At 50.1% G+C, this 1617-nt stretch carries 3 protein-coding genes; 1 reads left to right on the forward strand and 2 read right to left on the reverse strand.

The genetic code is table 11. From position 1 onward, the window contains the following. Positions 1 to 124: 124 nt before the first annotated feature. Together CRG49_RS12870 and CRG49_RS12875 are read right to left on the reverse strand one after the other, a co-directional pair. The gene (locus tag CRG49_RS12870) at positions 125 to 550 is read right to left on the reverse strand and encodes a hypothetical protein (RefSeq protein ID WP_095503790.1); all 426 of its coding nucleotides are present in this window, start codon (positions 548 to 550) and stop codon (positions 125 to 127) included. 128 nt (positions 551 to 678) lie between these two features. Beyond that, entirely contained in the window at positions 679 to 1326 is a 648-nt protein-coding gene (locus tag CRG49_RS12875; protein ID WP_095503789.1) for a hypothetical protein, read from the reverse strand. Between the two features lie 148 nt (positions 1327 to 1474). Here CRG49_RS12875 and CRG49_RS14190 point away from each other — a divergent pair. Then, positions 1475 to 1617 (forward strand): helix-turn-helix domain-containing protein (locus CRG49_RS14190; protein ID WP_157807900.1); only part of this gene is annotated, 143 nt, incomplete at its 3' end.

Here is a 1617-nt window from a genome sequence, read left to right on the forward strand (position 1 = left end):
CCGCCGACCGAGAAAGACATTGGACTATGAGACACCGGGTGATCTGTTTTCAGCAGCCCTTGCCAATGGCATTTGAGCGTTGCACTTGAAATGCGAATGTAAGGGCCTTTTCTTATGGCTTAATTTAATGCACTTTAAACGGCAAAAACGATAAATCCATAATATACGCTTTCGGGTTCGACCAATCGACTTTCACAGTGACCGTATCTTGCAGATAAGGCTCGGGATCGGTGGTCATTGGCGGGCTGACAAATTGCTGCATTTTGCCGTTGTAGGGATTGGGTGCCAGCGCGATGATTTCGTATTTATCCCCCTGACTGTTACGCATGCCGCTGTTCCAATGCCGCACTTCCTGCACCGCCGCCTGAATTTCCACACCGTGTGCTTGAGCTTGCTGGCCGCCTTCGTATTTCGGCCACAGCACAAAATAAATCAGCGCACCAAACACCAACGCCATGATGCCGGTAATCGGATTGGGGGCGACTAAGGTAATCACCAACAACACCGCGGTCACGGCCACCGCGATGATAATCGTCGTCAGACTTAACATTCAACTCTCCTAAAAATGATTCAGACGGCCTGACATCTTCACAGGAATCAGGCCGTCTGAAAGCAAACCGTTATCCAGCCGCAAGCTTAAATCATTTCTTTGCTAACTTGGCTGTGTAATCGGTTAAATCAATACAATAATTTTTTGCGCGGCTTGTCTTCTGCGACGCCGCTGTTGAGCAGGCTTAAATCCAACACGGTTTCGGAAGAACAGGCATCGCCGAAGGTGTTTTCACACGTCACCGTCACGCGCACCACACCGCTGAATTCTTGGTTGGGTAAATCGGTGACCAACATACGGCTGTCGGCAAAAATACCGCCATAGGTTTCGCCCGATGCCAAATGATCGATGCCTTCCGCTACGGCCGGAAGCTGTGCCATAGCTTGGGTAACGGCTTGGCTGCACGGCTGATCAGGCGTGGCTTCCACGCGCACTTTGACCTTTTCCGCCATGCCTTTGCCATAATTGCGCACGGCCAACACCAGCATTTCCGGCCGGTCTTCCACACGGTGAATCGCAGCATGCAACACCGGATGCACGCTTTCTTTCTGAATCAGGCTTTCACGGTACAGCATTTCACGCCTCTGGCTGGCACGCACGGAAACCACGGTGTAAATCAGCCAAATGAAGGCTACTGCGGCAATAGCGATTAAGGTCAGCGGCAGATTGGCCAAATAATCTTGCGGGTTGAACCACAAGCAGGCGGTAAAAAATCCGGCGAAGAAAATCAAGACATATAAAATCGGCGCAAAACGGCGTTGAAAAGATGAATTCATGGTTTTCCCGTGTGTGGTTAAAAGGCCGTCTGAACAGTCATACGATGTTTCAGACGGCCTTACATTCGCCTAACAAGTGCAATTTCCAATAACAGAAAAGGCCAGTATGCGGTAGTATACTGCCTTTCCTGACAAGAAAGATTGCAATATGGCCTACACACAACTGACCTCACACCAAAGATACTACATTTCCAGACATTACCGCAACCTACCCCTAAACCAAATCGCACAGAACATCGGTTGTCATCCCGCCACCGTCAGTCGGGAAATCAGACGGCATTCCGTCAACGG

It is taken from the genome of Neisseria sp. N95_16, from assembly GCF_002551535.2.
GTDB classification, from domain to species: domain Bacteria; phylum Pseudomonadota; class Gammaproteobacteria; order Burkholderiales; family Neisseriaceae; genus Neisseria; species Neisseria brasiliensis.

What these genes read in the sequence shown, in the direction of transcription:
- CRG49_RS12870 (WP_095503790.1), bottom strand. Translation starts at nt 550, where the DNA reads ATGTTAAGTCTGACGACGATTATCATCGCGGTGGCCGTGACCGCGGTG.
- CRG49_RS12875 (WP_095503789.1), bottom strand. Translation starts at nt 1,326, where the DNA reads ATGAATTCATCTTTTCAACGCCGTTTTGCGCCGATTTTATATGTCTTG.